At 68.7% G+C, this 17,767-nt stretch carries 12 protein-coding genes; 4 read left to right on the top strand and 8 right to left on the bottom strand.

Annotation, left to right across the window (positions count from 1 at the left end; translation table 11 throughout):
• Window positions 1-17 precede the first annotated feature (17 nt).
• The gene (locus KU887_RS32075; RefSeq protein WP_258258815.1) at window positions 18-2,192 is read right to left on the bottom strand and encodes a TonB-dependent siderophore receptor; all 2,175 of its coding nucleotides are present in this window, start codon (window positions 2,190-2,192) and stop codon (window positions 18-20) included.
• Between the two features lie 283 nt (window positions 2,193-2,475).
• Between KU887_RS32075 and KU887_RS32070 the strand changes: the two genes are divergently transcribed.
• The 3 genes from KU887_RS32070 (at window position 2,476) to KU887_RS32060 (ending at window position 5,191) form a co-directional block, all read left to right on the top strand.
• Window positions 2,476-3,384 carry a DUF72 domain-containing protein gene (locus tag KU887_RS32070; protein ID WP_258258829.1) on the top strand — a complete coding sequence of 303 codons (909 nt, stop codon included), beginning with the start codon at window positions 2,476-2,478 and terminating at the stop codon, window positions 3,382-3,384.
• A 171-nt stretch (window positions 3,385-3,555) separates the two neighbouring features.
• Window positions 3,556-3,726, top strand: a complete 171-nt coding sequence (locus KU887_RS32065; RefSeq protein WP_006397039.1) for a hypothetical protein — start codon at window positions 3,556-3,558, stop codon at window positions 3,724-3,726.
• Window positions 3,727-4,027: 301 nt separating this feature from the next.
• Window positions 4,028-5,191 carry an arabinogalactan endo-1,4-beta-galactosidase gene (locus KU887_RS32060; RefSeq protein WP_006498113.1) on the top strand — a complete coding sequence of 388 codons (1,164 nt, stop codon included), beginning with the start codon at window positions 4,028-4,030 and terminating at the stop codon, window positions 5,189-5,191.
• 43 nt (window positions 5,192-5,234) lie between these two features.
• Here the strand turns inward: KU887_RS32060 and KU887_RS32055 are convergent, their stop codons facing one another.
• From KU887_RS32055 to KU887_RS32030, 6 genes are all read right to left on the bottom strand, one after another.
• A complete protein-coding gene (locus KU887_RS32055) occupies window positions 5,235-6,524 on the bottom strand; it encodes a sugar efflux transporter (protein ID WP_258258809.1) in 1,290 nt (429 codons plus the stop codon).
• Window positions 6,525-6,528: 4 nt separating this feature from the next.
• Window positions 6,529-8,499: a beta-galactosidase gene (locus KU887_RS32050; RefSeq protein WP_258258808.1), complete on the bottom strand. Its 1,971-nt coding sequence runs from the start codon at window positions 8,497-8,499 to the stop codon at window positions 6,529-6,531.
• A 36-nt stretch (window positions 8,500-8,535) separates the two neighbouring features.
• Window positions 8,536-9,387 (bottom strand): carbohydrate ABC transporter permease, encoded by an 852-nt coding sequence (locus tag KU887_RS32045; RefSeq protein WP_006482010.1) that lies wholly within the window; start codon window positions 9,385-9,387, stop codon window positions 8,536-8,538.
• Window positions 9,388-9,410: 23 nt separating this feature from the next.
• The gene (locus KU887_RS32040) at window positions 9,411-10,328 is read right to left on the bottom strand and encodes a carbohydrate ABC transporter permease (protein WP_006498110.1); all 918 of its coding nucleotides are present in this window, start codon (window positions 10,326-10,328) and stop codon (window positions 9,411-9,413) included.
• Window positions 10,329-10,404: 76 nt separating this feature from the next.
• Window positions 10,405-11,643, bottom strand: a complete 1,239-nt coding sequence (locus KU887_RS32035; protein WP_048985838.1) for an ABC transporter substrate-binding protein — start codon at window positions 11,641-11,643, stop codon at window positions 10,405-10,407.
• Window positions 11,644-11,707: 64 nt separating this feature from the next.
• On the bottom strand, window positions 11,708-12,862 hold the full coding sequence (locus KU887_RS32030; RefSeq protein ID WP_006498108.1) for an ABC transporter ATP-binding protein: 1,155 nt from the start codon (window positions 12,860-12,862) through the stop codon (window positions 11,708-11,710).
• A 235-nt stretch (window positions 12,863-13,097) separates the two neighbouring features.
• Here KU887_RS32030 and KU887_RS32025 point away from each other — a divergent pair, with 235 nt between their 5' ends.
• Window positions 13,098-14,111 (top strand): LacI family DNA-binding transcriptional regulator, encoded by a 1,014-nt coding sequence (locus KU887_RS32025; protein WP_006490776.1) that lies wholly within the window; start codon window positions 13,098-13,100, stop codon window positions 14,109-14,111.
• Between the two features lie 336 nt (window positions 14,112-14,447).
• Here the strand turns inward: KU887_RS32025 and KU887_RS32020 are convergent, their stop codons facing one another.
• The gene (locus KU887_RS32020) at window positions 14,448-17,747 is read right to left on the bottom strand and encodes a hypothetical protein (RefSeq protein ID WP_258258834.1); all 3,300 of its coding nucleotides are present in this window, start codon (window positions 17,745-17,747) and stop codon (window positions 14,448-14,450) included.
• Window positions 17,748-17,767: the final 20 nt, after the last annotated feature.

Here is a 17,767-nt window from a genome sequence, read left to right as displayed (position 1 = left end):
ATGCAACACGAGTGCGCTTACCAGTTGTATTTCGCGCTGGCCAGCACGGTCCGCTCGTTGCCGAACACGCACACCGCGTACGACTGGCATCCGCTGACATAACGCCGGTCGAACAGGTTCGCGACGTTCACCGCGAAACGCCAGCGCGGCAGGTCGTAATGGATCGCGAGATCGTAAAGCGTCGCGCTCGGCACCGTCAGCGAATTGTCCGGCGCGCCGGCCGACGCGCTCTGGTAGCGCACGCCGCCGCCGACGCCGACGCCCGCCAGCGCGCCCGTGTGCCAGGTCCAGTCGGCCCACATCGACGCCATCTGCCGCGGCAGCGGCACGGACACCGGCCAGTGGTTCAGCGACGCGTCGTTCGCCTGCACGTTCTTGACGTCCTGATAGAGATACGACGCGACGATCGACAGCTCGCGCGTCACCTTGCCGACCGCACTCAGCTCGATGCCGCGCGAGCGCACCTTGCCGGTCTGCACCGACGTCGTGGCGGTCGGATCGAGATTCACCGGCGTCGGCGTCACGACGTTGGTCTGGTCGATCTGATACACGGCCGCGTTCAGCATCAGGTTCCGGCCGGGCGGCTGCCAGCGCAGCCCGGCCTCCGTCTGCGCGCCGCGCGTCGGTTTCGGCAAGCCGCCGCCGAACATCCGCACGCCGATGACGGGATCGAACGACGTCGAATAGCTGACGTACGGCGACCACCCGGCGTCGCCGCGATAGGTGAGCCCGACGCGCCCCGAAAACGCACTGACGTCCTGCTGCACGTGCGTGCCCGCCGACCGGTCGTCGAACCGCGCATTCACGACATCCTCGCGGCCGCCGAGCGTCAGCGTCCAGCGCCGCCAGCGGATCTGATCCTGCGCATACACGCCGAACGCGTTCATCGCCGTGTACTGGTCGACGTGGCCGAGCGACGTCGGGCCGGAGAAGATCGCGGCCGTCACGGGCCGATAGACGGGGTGGTACAGGTCGAGCGACGGCGCGAGCGCAAGCCATACGCTGTTGGTCGTCGTCTGCCGGTCGAATTGCGCGCCGAACAGCAGCGTGTGTTCGAGCGGCCCGGTGCCGAAGCGCGCCTGCGCGTGGTTGTCGATGTCGAGCCGGCTGTAGTTGAGCTGGAACAGCCCCGCGAAACGCATCATGTTCGTCGTACTGCGGGGCGCGAGGCCGTTGCCGAACACCGTCGCGTCGTCGAGCGACAGGTGCGACCAGCGCACGTCCTGACGCAGCGTCCAGATCGCATTCACGCGGTGTTCCAGCGCGTAGCCGAGCGACCATTGCTTCTTGCGGTAGTCGTTGAACGACGGGTCGCCCATGTAGAGGTCCTGCGACAGGCGGCCGTTCGGGTTCGGCAGCACCGTGCCCGACGCGGGCAGGAAGTTCGACGAGATGTCGCCGCTGTCCTGCAGGAACGTCGCGGAAAATGTCAACGACGTATCCGCGTTCGGCCGCCACCGGAACGACGGCGCGAGCGCGACGCGCCGGTCGCCGTTCGGGCCGGTCACCGCGTTGCCGTCGCGCGCGACGCCGACGAAGCGGTAGGCGTACCTGCCATCCGGATCGAGCCGGTCGCCGACGTCGAGCATCGCTTGCTTGCGCGCATCGTTGCCGATCTGCACGCCGGCTTCACGCACGCGCTCGCCGTCGGCGAGCTTCGTGTGCGCGTCGACGATCGCGCCGGGCTCGCCCGCGCCATACAGCACCGACGTCGGCCCGCGCAGCACCGCGATCGAGTCGATCGTGTACGGGTCGACGCGCCAGTTCGCGATCACGGCGGTATTCGGCGCCGGCAGGCCGTCGACATACAGCGTCGGCGTGAAGCCGCGCAGCGCCGCATACCAGTCGGTGCGGCTGTCGGCGCCGAACGTCGCGAAACCCGGCACGTAGCGCAACGCCTGGTTCAGGTCGGCCGCGCCGGTCATCTCGATCTGTTGCGCGGTCACGATGTTGATCGTTTGCGGAATCTCGTCGATCGGCGTGTCGGTCTTGGTGCCGGTGACGGTGCGCCGCGCGACGAGCCCGACGGACGAAGCGTCGGCCGGCCCACGCACGTCGATCGGCGGCAGCGCGACTGCCGCGGCGCCCGGCGCCGTTGCCTGCGCGTACGCCCCGCCCGCGGCGGCCACGCACATTGCCCCGCCGGCCGCGATCGCCCGCGCGCACCGCCCCGTCCCTGTCTCCGTCCACATCGTGTCGATACTCCGTCGTGCTGGGTTGGCCCGTTCGGCCGAATCGGCGGACCGCGCATCGCCTGGTCCGTCCGGTAGTGTCGTCATGGTCTTGATTGCCGTGCTGGCGCAGCCGGTGACGCATGAATCGGTACGCACCGGCCGATTGCGTCGCTCGCGAGCGCAGCGATCATACCGGCCGAACGTGGCACGGTCTTTAAGAAAACAAATCGGCGACGGTCGCGGCACGCAGATTGCTCGTCGCCGGAACCGCATCAGGAACCCGGCGCGGCCGGGCATCGACGTGACACGCACTTCGGGCAGGATTCACATCGGCATTTCAGGCTGGCGCTACCCGGGCTGGCGGGGAACCTTCTACCCCGCCGACCTGAAGCAGGCCAGCGAGCTGCGATACGCATCGGGCCGGATGCAGACGATCGAAATCAACGGCACGCACTACAGCCTGCAAGCGCCCGACAGCTGGCGGCGCTGGTACGCCGACACGCCGCCGGGATTCGTGTTCAGCGTGAAAGGTTCACGTTACCTGACGCACATGCTGCGTTTTCGTGACGAAACGGCCACGGTCGCGTGCGCGAATTTTTTCGCCCAGGGGCTGTTCGCGCTGAAGGACAAGCTCGGGCCGCTGCTGTGGCAATTTCCGCCGTCGTTGCGATTCGACCCGGCGCACATGGAGCGCTTCCTGAGCCTGCTGCCGCACGATACGGAGGCGGCGCTCGCGCTCGCCCGCCGGCACGATGCGCGGGTTCGCGAGCCGTATCTGCAGATCGACCGCAAGCGGCCGTTGCGTCATGCGGTGGAAGTGCGGCACGACAGCTTCGTGGACCCGGCATTCGTGAAGCTGCTGCGCCGCCACAAGGTCGCGCTCGTCGTGTCGGATTCGACCGAGGCGTGGCCGCAGTTCGAGGATCTGAGCGCGCGGTTCGTCTACCTGAGGCTGCACGGCACCGAAACGAAGTATTCGGGCGAATACGCCGATGCGGCGCTCGAACGATGGGCGCAAAGAATCGACGCGTGGAGCCGGGGCACGCAACCGGCCGATGCGCGTCTCGCCGCACCGGCGCTGCAACCGCCGCGTGTGCAGACGCGCGACGTGTACTGCTACTTCGACAACGATACGAAAACGCAAGCGCCGTTCGATGCCGGGCGGCTGATGGCGCGGCTGGGGCTGCATGCGCAGGATGCGGCGGAGTGAAACACTCGGCGAGCTGCGTAGCCGGGAAATGCCGCCGGCGCGGCCAAGCCAGGCTCGCAACATGCTCCCGCATGCGCGGATCGCGCCTTTCATCGCGCCTCGCCGCGCGAGCGGTAAATTTTGCACGACCGGCAATCGGCGTCACGGGCCAACACTGCAAGGAGAAGAACGATGACCCTGCTCATCTACCTGGTCGGATGGATCATCTTCATCGGCGGCGTCGCCTGGGGTTTGATGACGCTGCACGTCTCTCAGCACATCATCGAGATCGTGGCCGTCATCCTGTTCGGCATCGCGGTCATCACCGGAGCGACGCGCGCTCGCAATCGCGACCGGTCCTAGCGCGGCGCGCATGCTGCGAGCGCGTACGCCGCGAGCGGCCGACCGCGACACAGCGCCGGAGTCCGCCGACGGCCACGCGAGCGCCGTCCGCGCCAATCGTGCCGTCCGTCGAGCCGCACTGCGACGACGAGCAACGCGTGACGGCGCTCGCCAGATAGTAGGCAACGCGCGGGTTCTTTGCATCGGCGGCGACAGATGCGCTACGCTCCATTCGGCCTCGTCTCGCAGGCCGAAATTTAAGCGCTTAAAAACACCGAAGCCGACCCCACGCACGACGGGGTCCATGACATGGAGGATGACGATGAACAGACGATCGATGCTGCGCTGGAGCATCTCGAGCGCGGCGCTTGCGTGCCTCGACCTGGCTGGCCCGCTGCCTGCCTTCGCACGACCCGCGCCGCGCAGTGCGACGGCCGGCGGCTTCGCGATGGGGGCCGACATCTCGACGCTGCCCGAACTCGAAGCGCATGGCGCGGCCTTCTTCGACGGCGGCGGCGCGCCGCGCGACTGCCTGAAGATTCTCCGCGCGCACGGCGTCGATTCGATCCGGATCAAGGTGTGGAACGATCCCGGCAATCCGGATTTCTTCCCCGCGAACCAGAGCGCTGCGGCGGGCTACAACAATGCCGCGCACGTCGTGGCACTCGCGCAGCGCGCGGCCGCGCTCGGGATGCGCATCCTGATCGATTTCCACTACAGCGACTGGTGGGCCGACCCCGGCAAGCAATACCCGCCGCATGCGTGGGCCGGCAAGAATCTCGCCGAGACGTGCGCGCTGCTGTCGGCCTATACGACCGACGTGCTGCGCCAGTTGCAGCGCGCCGGCGTGCGGCCCGAGTGGGTGCAGATCGGCAACGAGATCACGGGCGGCATGCTGTGGCCGCTCGGCCGCTACGATCAGTGGGACAACCTCGCGCAGTTGCTGAAAACCGGTCACGACGCGGTGAAGGCGGTCGATCCGCGCATCAAGGTGATGCTGCATATCGACAGCGGCGGCGACAACGGCAAGAGCCGCTGGTGGTTCGACAGCGCGAAGCAGCGCGGCGTCGCGTTCGACGTGATCGGCCTGTCGTACTACCCGCAATGGCAAGGCGCGCTCGACGATCTGCGCAACAACGCGAACGATCTCGCGGTGCGCTACGACAAGGAGCTGATCGTCGTGGAGACCGCCTATCCGTGGACCACGAGCGACGGCGATTCGGAGCCGAACGCGATGACGAACACCGGCTCGACGACCTTCCCGCCGTCGCCGGCCGGCCAGGCGCAATTTCTCGCGGCGGTCGTCGATATCGTGAAGGGCGTGCCCGGCAATCGCGGCAAGGGCGTGTTCTGGTGGGAACCGGAATGGATCCCGACGCCCGGCGTCGGCTGGAAGCTCGGCGCGGGCGACCAGTGGGACAACAACACGCTGTTCGATTTCCACGGTCGCGCGCTGCCGTCGCTCGGCGCGTTCCGGCAGCGCTGACGCGTCACCGCGCCGCGGCTTCACCGCACCGGCGCATGCCGCGTCAGTGCGGTGAATCGAAGCCGTGGCGCGCCCCGCTCGTGCGGCGTGCGCCGCCCCGCTCGCCGTACGCATCCACGGCGAGCAGCACGCACGCCACGAGCGCGAGCCCGCCGCATCCGGCGAACGTCGCGCGATAGCCGAACAGATCGACGCACGCGCCCGACAGCACACCGGATGCGATCGAGCCGACCCGCGCGGTGCTGAAGAACATCGCGGTCGCGGTGCCAGGGCGCGTGGGCATCAGGTCGCACACGCGCGTCATCCCGAGACACGACGTGATCGCGACCACGCATGCGCTCAGCAGTTGCAGCGGCAGGATCAGGTTCACGCGCGTCACCGTCGCGAGGCCGACGAAATACGCCGCATGCACGAGCGCGCACGCGGTCAGCCAGCGCGCCTTGTCGAGGCGCGTCGAACGGATGCCGAGCCACAGCATCATCGGAATCTCGAGCAGCGCGGCGAGCCCGAGCGCGGCCGACACGTTCGCCGGCGTGCCGCCGAGCGCGTGCACGATGTAGAGCGGAAGCACGATCATCGTCGCGTTCGCCGCGAGCCCGATCAGCGTCAGCGCGACGAGTGTGCGCAGCACGCTTGCACGCGTTGCGACGACGACGACCGCTACACGCGCAGCGTCAGGCGGCGGTGCAACGCGGTCCGGGGCTTGCACGTGAGCCGCCACGGGCCGCCGCGCCGGCTCCGGAATCCGCGCGACGATCGCCGCGCACGCGACGAAGCCCGCGGCAGCCGCCAGAAAGAGTCCGGTAAAACCCGTCTGCGCGAGAATCAGCGCACCGAGCGCGGGGCCGAACACCCACGCGATCGACAGCATCGTGCGCAGCGCGGCCGACGCGAGTTCGCGCTGCGCATCGTCGGCGACGGGCAGCACCGCACGCGCGAACGAGAAGATCTGCGACAGCGACACGGCGCCCGCGCCGAGCAGGATCGTGCCGGCGGCGATCACCGGCCCATGCGCGCGCAGCACGCACAGCAGCGCGAAGCCGAGCGCGGCCGCCCCGAGCGACACCACGAGCAGCGGCCGGTGCCGCTCGCGTCGATCCGACCAGCGCCCGGCCCACGTGCTCGCGACGACGCCGCTCGCCGCGATCGACGTCATGAAGATGCCGGCCAGAAACGGCGACATGCCCGCCGCCTCGACGCCGAACAGCGACAGGTACGGCGCCGTAAACGACATCGCGACGCCGAGCATCAGCGCCGCCGCGGACAGCGGCACGAAGTGCGCGATTCCCGCCAGGCGCGCGAAATGCAACAGCAGCGGCCGCAACGACTGCATCGCGTCAGTCCGGCTCGACCCAGGCGGCGACGTCGACCGCGCCGAGGTCGCGATTGCCGAGGACGAACGTGGCACCGCCCGGCGCGGGCAGCATGCACGGCGTGTCGCCGTAGTTGAACGCGAACGTCACGCGCCCGCGTCGGCGCAACCGCACACCGTCCGGCATCGCGCGCACCAACAGGCCAGCATCGCTCGCACAGCGGGCGACGATCGCGCGCAACAGCGTGCGGTCGAAACAGGCCGTCGCCATCGTCACGCGACCGCGCCGCACGAGTGCGGGCACGCCGTCGTCGCAGGCGGCCAGCACGTCTGCGCCGCGCGCCGCCTCCATATCGACGTGATCGCGCCATTTCAGCGCATGGCCGTCGATGCCTTCGAACGACACACGCGGCGCGAGCGACGGCCGTAGCGACTCGACCTGGCCGATCCGCACCGGTAGCACATCGCGCAGCTTGCCCGGTGCGAGACCCGGCGCGATCGCGAATTCAGCGGTGCGTGAACCCGTGCGCGGCCCGAACAGCCAGTGTGCGTGTCCGCTCGCGGCCTGCTCGACGATGCGATCCGTGACGACCGGCAGCGTCGGCGCGACGACGAGCGCGTAACGCGACACGTCGGCGCCGGCCGCGACGATGTCGACGTCGAGGCCCAGTTCGCGCAGCGCGCGATACCAGTCGAACGCATGCTGCTGATAGTCGAAATCGGCGCCGTGCGGCTGGATCCGGATCATCCAGTCGGCCTCGTAGTCGAACAGCAGCGCGACACGGGCCGCATCACACTCGCCGGCGACGAGCTCGGGATCCAGCGCGGCGATTTCGCGTGCGACGCGCGCCACTTCGTGGCCGCCCGGCGCCAGCCGGTCGTCCGGCGCGTTGAGCCCCGAGTGCAGTTGCTCCTGCGCATGCGGATACTGCCGCCAGCGAAAATACGACACGAGCTCCGCGCCATGCGCGAACGCTTCCCACGTCCAAAGCCGCACCGCGCCGGCGTGCGGCACCGGGTTGTACGGCCCCCAGTTGACCGGCCCCGCCTGCTGCTCCATCACCCACATCCGGCCGTTGCCGACGCCACGATACAGGTCGTGCGAGAACGCGGAGACGTCCGGATGCCCGGTGCGGGCCCAGCGTTGCTTGTCCGCTTCGTCGAGCGGCAGCACTTCGGTACGCGGCACCGGATAACTGTCCCACGCGGCGACGTCGAGCCCGCTTCGCGCGAATGCGTAATGATCGAATTCGGTGAAAAACCCCATGAAGTTGTGCAGCACGTCGCGGCCGGGCGCGTGCGGGCGGATCGCATCGACCTGCACCGCATGGAACCGCGCGACCTCGTCCGACTGGTAGCGCCGGAAATCGAGCAGATGCGCGGGATTCGCGTCGGTCGGCGTATGGCGCGGCAGCTCGATCTCGTCGAAGCCGCGATACTCCATGCTCCAGAACACGTTGCCCCACGCGCGGTTCAGCGCGCCGATATCGCCGTAACGCGCGGCGAGCCACGCACGAAAGCCGTGGAGCGCCGCACGCGTATAGCTCGGCAGCGTGTTGTGACAGCCGATTTCATTGTCCGTCTGCCACGCGATCACGGCCGGATGCGCGCCGTAGCGCCGCGCCATCGCGTCGACGATGCGCACGCAGTGCTCGCGATACGCCGGGCTCGCGATGTCGTAATGGCGACGCGAACCGAACTGCCACACCGCGCCGTCCGCGCCCACCGGCAGGATCTCCGGATGGCGATCGACGAGCCATTTCGGCGGTGCGGCGGTCGGCGTGCCGAGCACGATCTTCAGGTGCTGGCCGGCGAGCGTGTCGATCGCTTCGTCGAGCCACGCCCAGTCGTAGCGGCCGGGCTCCGGCTCCATCCGGCTCCACGCGAATTCGGCGATCCGCACGCGCGTCAGGCCGAGTTCGGCCATCCGCCGCGCATCGCGCGCCCATTGCTCGCGCGGCCAGTGTTCGGGGTAATAGCAAACGCCGAGATGCATCGTGGATTCCTTGCTGAAGAAAGAGGATGGGACGGATCAGCCCTTCGTCGCGCCGAACGTGAGCCCCGCGACGAAGTGCCTCTGCATCGCGAAGAACATCGCGACGGACGGCAGCGCCGCGAGCACGGAGCCGGCCGACACGATGTTCCAGGCGGTCGTCCACTGCCCTTTGAGCGCGGCGACGCCGACGGTGATCGGTGCCGCGTCGTCGCCTTGCGTGAGGCACAGTGCCCAGAAGTAGTCGTTCCACACGAACGTGAACACGAGGATCGCGAGCGCCGCGAGCGCGGGCCGCACGAGCGGCAGCACGACGCGCCAGTAGATCGCCCACTCGGACGCGCCTTCGACGCGCGCGGCCTCGATCAGCTCGAACGGCAGCTCGCGGATGAAGTTGCGCAGGAACAGCGTGCAGAAGCCGGTCTGGAACGCGGTGTGGAACAGCACGAGCGCCCACACGGTGTTGTACAGGCCGACGCCGAGCATGATCTGCCGCACCGGAATCATCAGGATCTGGATCGGCACGAAATTGCCGGCGACGAACAGGCCGAGCAGCACGAGATTGCCGCGGAACCGGTAGTTCGCGAGCGCATGCCCGGCGAGCGACGCCAGCAGGATCGACGCGGCGACCGACGGCACCGTGATCAGGAGGCTGTTCGCGAAATAATGGAGCATCGGCGTTTGCGTGAGCGCGGCACCGTAGTTGTCGACGAGCGCGAACTGCTTCGGCCAGCGCCAGTAATCGCCGGCCACGATCTCGTCGGTCGAGCGGATCGACGTGACGAGCACCGCGAGCAGCGGCACGAGCCACAGCGCGAGCGCGCACGGCAACGATAACCGGTACAGCAGGCGGGCGGGACGTCCCCAGCGGGACACGGGCATCGGGTACATGTTGGTGGTCCTTGCTGTGGTCCTTACGACTCGACGCGCACCAGCTTGCGCAGCTGCCACACGATATAGACGAGCATGATCGCGAACAGCACGACGGCGATCGCGGCCGAATAGCCTTCGCGGTAGTACTTGATCGCCTGATCGACCATGAAGTACGCGAGCACGGTCGAGCTGTCGAACGGGCCGCCGCCCGTCATCACCGAGATCAGGTCGAAGCTGCGCAGCGCGCCAATCACGGTCAGCACGACGGCCATGAAGGTCGCGGGCCGCAGTTGCGGCAGGATCACGTGCCACAGCAGCGTGAAGCCGCGCGCGCCTTCCATTCGCGCCGCCTCGACGATCTCGCCGTTGATGCCGGTCAGCCCGGTCAGGTACAGGATCATGCAGAACGGAATCTGCGGCCACAGCGCGGCGGCGATCACGCCGTAGGTCGCATAGCGCGGATCGCCGAGCACCGGGATTCCGTGCCCGACGATCAGCTTCAGCAGCCCGAACGTCGGGTCGTAGAACCACGAGAACACGAGGCCGACCACCACACCCGGCAGCACGAACGGCGCGAAGAACAGCGACTTCACGAGCCGGATGCCGAACACGTTCTGGTTCAGGTACAGCGCGAGCGCGAGGCCGAGCGGCGGCGCGGCGAGAAACAGCACGAGCCACAGCACGTTGTTCTTCAGCGCGACGGTGAACGTGTCCGACTGCAGCAGCTCGCGATAGTTGTCGAGCCCGGCGAACGTCATCGGCGTCATCCCGTCCCAGTGATGGAAGCTCAGCCAGATGCTGCTGACGATCGGATACAGCACGAACACGGTGAAGAGCGCGAAACCCGGCAGCACGAACCACAGAGCCGCGCGGTTGCGCCGCCGCGCGAGCGACGCGTGCGCAGGCCGCCGCGGGCCGGCATCGCGGCGCGCGGCGCTTTCGGACAGGCTGGTCGACATGAGATGGCCTTCGATGAAACGAACGTACAGTGACAACGACGCACCGGGCCGGCACCCACGCCGGCCCGGCCGCGCGCTACTTGCGGTAGATGCGCTTGCGGGTCTGTTCGAGGCGCTGCAGGATCGCGTCGAGCTGCGTCGGGTCGGACAGGAACTGCTGCATCGCCTTCATCCCCTCGTCGGCCATTTCCTTCGTCATGTCGCGGTCGTAGAACTGCGCGATGCCGCCGGGCGTCGTCGCGAGCGTGCGGAAGCCGATCTTCGAGATCGGGTCCTGCGGCTCGGGCGCCTTGTTGTTCGACGGCAGTTGCCCCATCCCCTTCGCGAACTCGCCGTTGACCGCCGGCTGCCCCATGAACGCGAGGAAGCGCCGCGCATCGGCCTTGTTGTGCGCTTTCGCGGGAACGATCAGCACGTTGACCGGGCCGTCCTCGGCGAGCGGCACCGATGCATCGATCACCGGGAAGCGGAAGAAGCCGATCGGGTTGCGCGCCGCGCTCAGCAGTCCTGCCGAATACCAGGTGCCCATCAGCGTCATCGCTGCCTGGCCGTTCACGATCAGCGGGCTCAGCGAATCGACGTCGTAGGACAGCGCGTTGTCGATGAAATACTTGTCGTCGATCAGCTTCTTCCAGGCCGCATACACCGCACGCACGCGCGGATCGGTGTACGCGACGTCGCCGGCCATCAGCTTCTGGTGGAACGCATAGCCGTTGATCCGCAGGTCGAGATAGTCGAACCACGCGGCGAGCGTCCACGCATCGCGCGCGGCCACCGCGATCGGCGCGATGCCGGCCGCCTTCAGCTTGCGGCACGCATCGAGAAACTGCGGCCAGTCGGCCGGCTCGCCGTGGATGCCGGCCTTCTCGAACAGGTCCTTGCGGTAGAACAGGCCGTACGCGTCGTAGCCGAGCGGCAGGCTGTAAACCTTGCCGCCATACGTCGACGACTGCTTCACGGACGCATACGTGTCGTTCCAGCCGTTCTTCTGCCAGTCCGCGCCCAGGTCCTCGATCAGCCCGCGCTTCGCGAAATACGCGAGCCGCTCGCCGTTGTTCCAGCTCAGCACGTCGGGCGGATCGGTCGCGAGCCAGCCGGACATCTGCACCTTGTACGCCTCCTCGCCGACGTAGCTGATCTTCAGGTCCACGTCGGGATTCGCCTTGTGGAACTGGTCGAACACGGCCTGCCACGTCGCGCGCTGGTTGCCGCGCGCCGCGACGTTCACTTTCAGCGTGCCCGCGTCGGCCATACCTGCGGCGCACGCCGCGGCGGTCGTCAGCGCAAGCAGCAGTCGGCTCGCACGAAGTCTCATCGTTGTCTCCTGGTATTGGTGTGATGGGTGCCGCGTCGCGCGCGGCCGGTCTGCGCCGCGCCCGCTAGGCGAACGCCGCTTCGGCGTGAAGCGCCGGCACCGCGATGCCGGCTTCGTCGAACAGATGGCAGCGCGAAGGCGACACGTGGAACGCATGCCGCTCGCCGCGCCGTAACGCCGCCTGTCCCGGCAGTTTCGCGAGCAGCGGCACGCCGCCGGGCTGGTCGAGGTGGACGTATGCGGCTTCGCCGAGCTGCTCGACGAGCGCGACGTCGCGCACGAACGCCGGCAGGTCGGTGTCGCTTGACGCCCCGATCGTCAGGTGCTCGGGGCGAACGCCGAGCGTCACGCGCGCGCCGCGGCCGACGTGGCGCGGCAACGCGCGATCGCGCAGCGTCAGCGTCTCGCCGGTGCCTTCCAGCGTCAGCCGGCAGCCGTGCGCATCGCCCGCGTCGACGACGGCCGGCAGAAAATTCATCCGCGGCGAGCCGATGAAGCCCGCGACGAAGCGGTTGGCCGGCCGGTGATACAACTCGAGCGGCGCACCGGCCTGCGCGATGCTGCCGAAGCGCGCGACGTCGTCGCCCGCATGCAGCAGCACGATCCGGTCGGCGAGCGTCATGGCCTCGATCTGGTCGTGCGTGACGTAGACCGAACTCGATTGCGTGAAGCGCGCGTGCAGCCGCGCGATTTCGACGCGCGTCTGGCCGCGCAGCGTCGCGTCGAGGTTCGACAGCGGCTCGTCGAACAGGAACACGCGCGGCTCGCGCACGATCGCGCGGCCGATCGCGACGCGCTGGCGCTGCCCGCCGGACAACGCCTTCGGCTTGCGATCGAGCAGCGCTTCGAGCTGCAGCACGCGCGCGGCCTCGGTCACGCGGCGGCGGATTTCGTCCTTCGGCGTGCCGGCGATTCGCAGTCCGAAACCGATGTTGTCGAACACGGTCATGTGCGGAAACAGCGCATAGCTCTGGAACACCATCGCGACGCCGCGCTCCGCGGGCGGCGTGTCGTTCATCCGTGCGCCGCCGATCCGCAGCTCGCCCTCGGTCACGTCCTCGAGCCCGGCGATCATCCGCAACAGCGTGGATTTTCCGCAACCCGACGGACCGAGAAACACGCAGAATTCATGCGATGCGATCTCGAGGTTCACGTCGCGCAGCACCGGCGCATGGTCGCCGTAGCGCTTCGAGACGTCCTTCATTGAAATGGCGGTCATCGCGCTCTCCTCTCGCCGGTCACACGCATCGGACCGGAAAATTTAAACGCTTAAATTTTGGTGGCGCGATTCGCCCGGTTCGCCGTACCATGTCGTCTCCTTCCTCTGATGTGTCGAGAAATTAGCGTATCGGCCGTCCCTGTGCAACTTGTGGGACGCACTCCCAGAATATGAGCAGACACTCCCCCGCTTCACGTCAGGTGCACCCCGCCAACCGGCCGATCGGAGGCCGCGCATGGTGACGCTCGCGCAAGTCGCGCAGCGCGCGAACGTCACGGCGGCGACCGTCTCGAACGTGCTGCGCAATCCGCAGAAGGTGAAGCCGGCCACCGTCGAACGCGTGATGGCGGCGATCCGCGAACTCGGCTATCGGCCGAACCTGACCGCGCGCGCGCTCGCGGAGGGCCGCACGTCGACGCTCGCGCTGATGCTGTCGAACATCACGAACCCGTTCTATCCGGAGTTCGTGCTGGCCGCCGAACGCGAGGCGCGCAAGCGCGGCCATTACCTGCTCGTATCCAATACCGACGACGATCCGGCGATCACGCGCAACTACCTCGAGCGGATCGCCGGCACGCTCGCGGCCGGTGCGATCGTGATGAACACCGATCTCGCCGAGGCCGAACTCGCCGACATCGCGCGTCACGGCGCATCGATCGTGCTGTGCATGTGGGAACACGTGCATGCGTCGCGCACGCTGCCGTGCGTGACTGTCGATTTCGCGGCGGCAGGGGCGCTGGCGGCCGCGCATCTGTCCGGGCTGCGCCATCGCGCGTTCGGCGCGCTGGTCGGCAAGGGCTCGGGCGGCCCGCAGTCGGTGCGACTGCGCGGGTTCGCCGACGAACTCGCGGCGCGCGGCCATCCGGCCGGCGCGCTGACGACCGCGTCGACGCACGACTCGATCGAAGGCGGCTACGAAGCGGCCGCCGCGCTGTTGCGCGAGAAGCCCGGCCTCACCGCGCTGTTCGCGACCAACGACCTGATGGCGATCGGCGCGATGCAGGCCGCCGCCGATCTCGGGCTGCGCGTGCCGGCCGATCTGTCGGTGGTCGGCATGACCGATATCCAGCTCGCGCACCAGTTCCGCCCCGCGCTGACGACGGTGAGGTTCCCGACGTCGCAGATCGCCGCGCGGGCGATCGCGCTGACGCTCGACATGATCGACGGGATCGAGCCGAGCACGGCCGTGCATACGATCGGCGCACCCGAACTCGTCGTGCGCGAATCGACCGGGACGGCGCCGGACTGACGCTTCGGTGTGCTCACGTTTGCGGATGCGGCGTATGCGTCGGAATGGATCGCATGGCGTCGGTCGCGCGGTTTCGGGTTTCTCGTTCGACCACGACGCAAATCGGCACATCGCCACCTTCCAGGCACGGCGAATCGATGCAGGCGGGAAGCGATCGGGAACCCGGGACGGCGGCATCCGATGCCGCGACTCCCCAAATGCAAAATGGCGCGTCACCGAGGCAACGCCGCGCGATTCGACATGGTTCGTCGTTCCGCGGGCGTCACGGGTGACGCGCCTGACGCGTGAAGATTCGCGGCCGCCCGGAGCATGTGGCGGCCGCGGTGTCGACGTCGCCTACTTCTTGATCACCGGAACGGTGAGCGAAGTGACGAGCGACGTCACGGGTGCCAACAGACCGCCCGACGCGCTACCGCCCCCTTGCGCGGAATTGCCGTTCAGCGAGACCGCCAGCGCGGGAACGACGCCGGCCACCGACCCGACGGCCGAACCGACCGATTGCACCGCCGCGTTGGCGATCGTCGCGCCGCCGGAGATGAGCGCTCCCGCGGCGTTCGTCACCCCGCCGACCGCACCGGCTGCCGTGCCGCCGTTGAGCGCGACGCTCAGTGCCGGAAGGGTCCCGGCGACCGCGCCGGCCGTGCCGGTCACGGTGTGCGCGAGCGAGCCCGTCAGGCCAGTGGCGACCGTCGCGAGCGAGCCCGCCGCACCGGTTGCGCCGGAGAGCGCGCCGGATCCCGAGCCGACGACGTTGCCGGCGCCGCCCGTGGCGGATCCGATCAGCGACGTGACGGTCGATGCGATCGGCGTGATCGCCGCGGTGCCGCTGCCGGCGAGACCGGTTACCGCGCCGGACGCTGCGCCGATCGCACCGGTGGCTGCACCGACCGGCAACGCGCCGCCGAGATTGCCGACGATGCTCGTGATCGGCGTGATCAGCGCGCCGCTATTGCCCGCGACACCGGTGACGGCGTTGATGACGCCCGGACCGGCGTTGGCGACCGTGCCGACGATGCCGCCGAGACCGCCGGTCGCGCCGCCGACACCACCTGCTGCGCCGGTCAGCGCTCCCACCGCACCCGTTGCCGAGTTGGCTACCGTGCCAATGATGCCACCGAGGCCGCCCGTCGCGCCGCCGGCACCGCCTGCTGCACCAGCCAACGTCCCGAGTGCACCGGTTGCCGTGTTACCCACCGTGCCAACGACGCCACCGAGACTGTCGAGGCCACCAGTCGCGCCTCCGCCAACACCGCCAACTGCGCCAACCAACGTCCCGACTGCGCCGGTTGCCGAGTTGCCGACCGCGCCAACGACGCCGCCGAGACCGCCCGCTGCGCCGGCCAATGTTCCGACTGCACCCGTTGCGGAGTTAGCTACCGTGCCAACGATGCCACCGAGGCCGCCGGTCGCACCGCCGGCGCCGCCCAGGGCACCCGTTACCGTACCGACTGCGCCGCTTGCCGCGTTGCCCACCGTTCCGACGACGCCACCCAGACCACCGGTCCCGCCACCAACACTGCCCAGCGCCCCAGTCAGCGTTCCAACTGCTCCCGTCGCCGTGTTCGCTACCGTGCCGACAACACCGCCGAGACCGCCGGTCCCGCCGCCAACACCACCCAGCGCGCCAGTCAGTGTTCCGACTGCACCGGTTGCCGTGTTCGCCACCGTGCCGACGACACCACCGAGACCACCGGTCCCGCCGCCGACACCACCCAGTGCGCCAGTCAGTGTTCCGACTGCACCGGTTGCCGTGTTCGCCACCGTGCCGACGACACCACCGAGACCACCGGTCCCGCCGCCAACGCCACCCAGTGCACCGGTCAATGTTCCGACTGCACCCGTTGCCGTGTTCGCCACCGTGCCGACAACGCCACCAAGGCCGCCCGTCGGGTTGCCGCCACCGATGCCACCCAGTGCACCGGTTACCGTGCCAACCACGCCACCGAGACCGCCGGTCGGATCGCCGACGCCACCCAAGGCACCCGTCACCGTACCGACTGCGCCGCTTGCGGCGTTGCCCACCGTCCCGACAACACCGCCGAGACCACCGGTCCCGCCGCCGACACCACCCAGTGCGCCAGTCAGTGTTCCGACTGCACCGGTTGCCGTGTTCGCCACCGTGCCGACGACACCACCGAGACCACCGGTCCCGCCGCCGACACCACCCAGTGCGCCAGTCAGTGTTCCGACTGCACCGGTTGCCGTGTTCGCCACCGTGCCGACGACACCACCGAGACCACCGGTCCCGCCGCCAACGCCACCCAGTGCACCGGTCAATGTTCCGACTGCACCCGTTGCCGTGTTCGCCACCGTGCCGACAACGCCACCAAGGCCGCCCGTCGGATTACCGCCACCGATCCCACCCAGTGCACCGGTTACCGTGCCGACCACACCACCAAGACCACCGGTCGGATCACCGACGCCACCCAAGGCACCCGTCACCGTACCCACTGCACCACTTGCCGCGTTGCCCACTGTCCCGACAACCCCGCCGAGGCCACCAGTCCCGCCACCGATGCCACCCAGTGCACCGGTTACCGTACCGACTACACCACCAAGTCCGCCGGTCGGATCGCCGACGCCACCCAAGGCACCCGTCACCGTACCCACTGCACCGCTTGCCACGTTGCCCACCGTCCCGACGACGCCACCGAGACCGCCGGTCCCGCCGCCGACACCGCCCAGTGCCCCGGTCAGTGTTCCGACTGCGCCCGTCGCCGTATTCGCGACCGTGCCGACAACGCCACCAAGGCCACCCGTCGGGTTACCACCACCGATGCCACCCAGTGCACCGGTTACCGTGCCAACCACGCCACCAAGTCCGCCGGTCGGATCGCCGACGCCACCCAAGGCACCCGTCACCGTACCCACTGCACCGCTTGCCACGTTGCCCACCGTCCCGACGACGCCACCGAGACCGCCGGTCCCGCCGCCGACACCGCCCAGTGCGCCAGTCAGTGCTCCGACTGCACCCGTCGCCGTATTCGCGACCGTGCCGACAACGCCACCAAGGCCACCCGTCGGGTTGCCGCCACCGATGCCACCCAGTGCACCGGTTACCGTACCGACCACACCACCAAGACCACCGGTCGGATCACCGACGCCACCCAAGACACCCGTCACCGTACCCACTGCACCGCTTGCCGCGTTGCCCACCGTCCCGACGACATCGCCAAGGCCGCCCGTCCCGCCACCACTTCCGCCAAGGCCGCCCAGCGCACCCGTCACCGTGCCAACCACACCACCGAGACCACCGGTCCCGCCACCACCACCGCCGATACCACCGACCCCACCCAACGCACCCGTCACCGTACCGGCCACGCCTGCGACCGGCTCGAGCAATCCGCTACCGATATCGATGGTCGCGCTTCCTGTCCCCGTCCCTGCCAGCCCGATCGAGATACCGCCTGCATTCGGGCTGCCGACCGTCACCACCCCGTTCCCCCATCCCGCCACGGTGCCGACGAGTTCCCCGGGCGCGGGAGATCCGCCTGCGACGATCACGCCGTCGGATTTGCTGACACTTCCCAGCGGGGAAGCCAGTACCCCCGCCTGGGACGCCGAGGCGGCCAGGCTGAACAAAGCCGCGACCGACAAGGCGATGCCTGTCAATTTCACGTTCGCTTTCGTTTTCATGAGTAACCTCATTTCGGTTG

Source organism: Burkholderia sp. EMB26 (assembly GCF_024730645.1).
GTDB lineage: Bacteria > Pseudomonadota > Gammaproteobacteria > Burkholderiales > Burkholderiaceae > Burkholderia > Burkholderia cenocepacia.
This window is presented reverse-complemented; position numbering and strand designations above follow the sequence as displayed.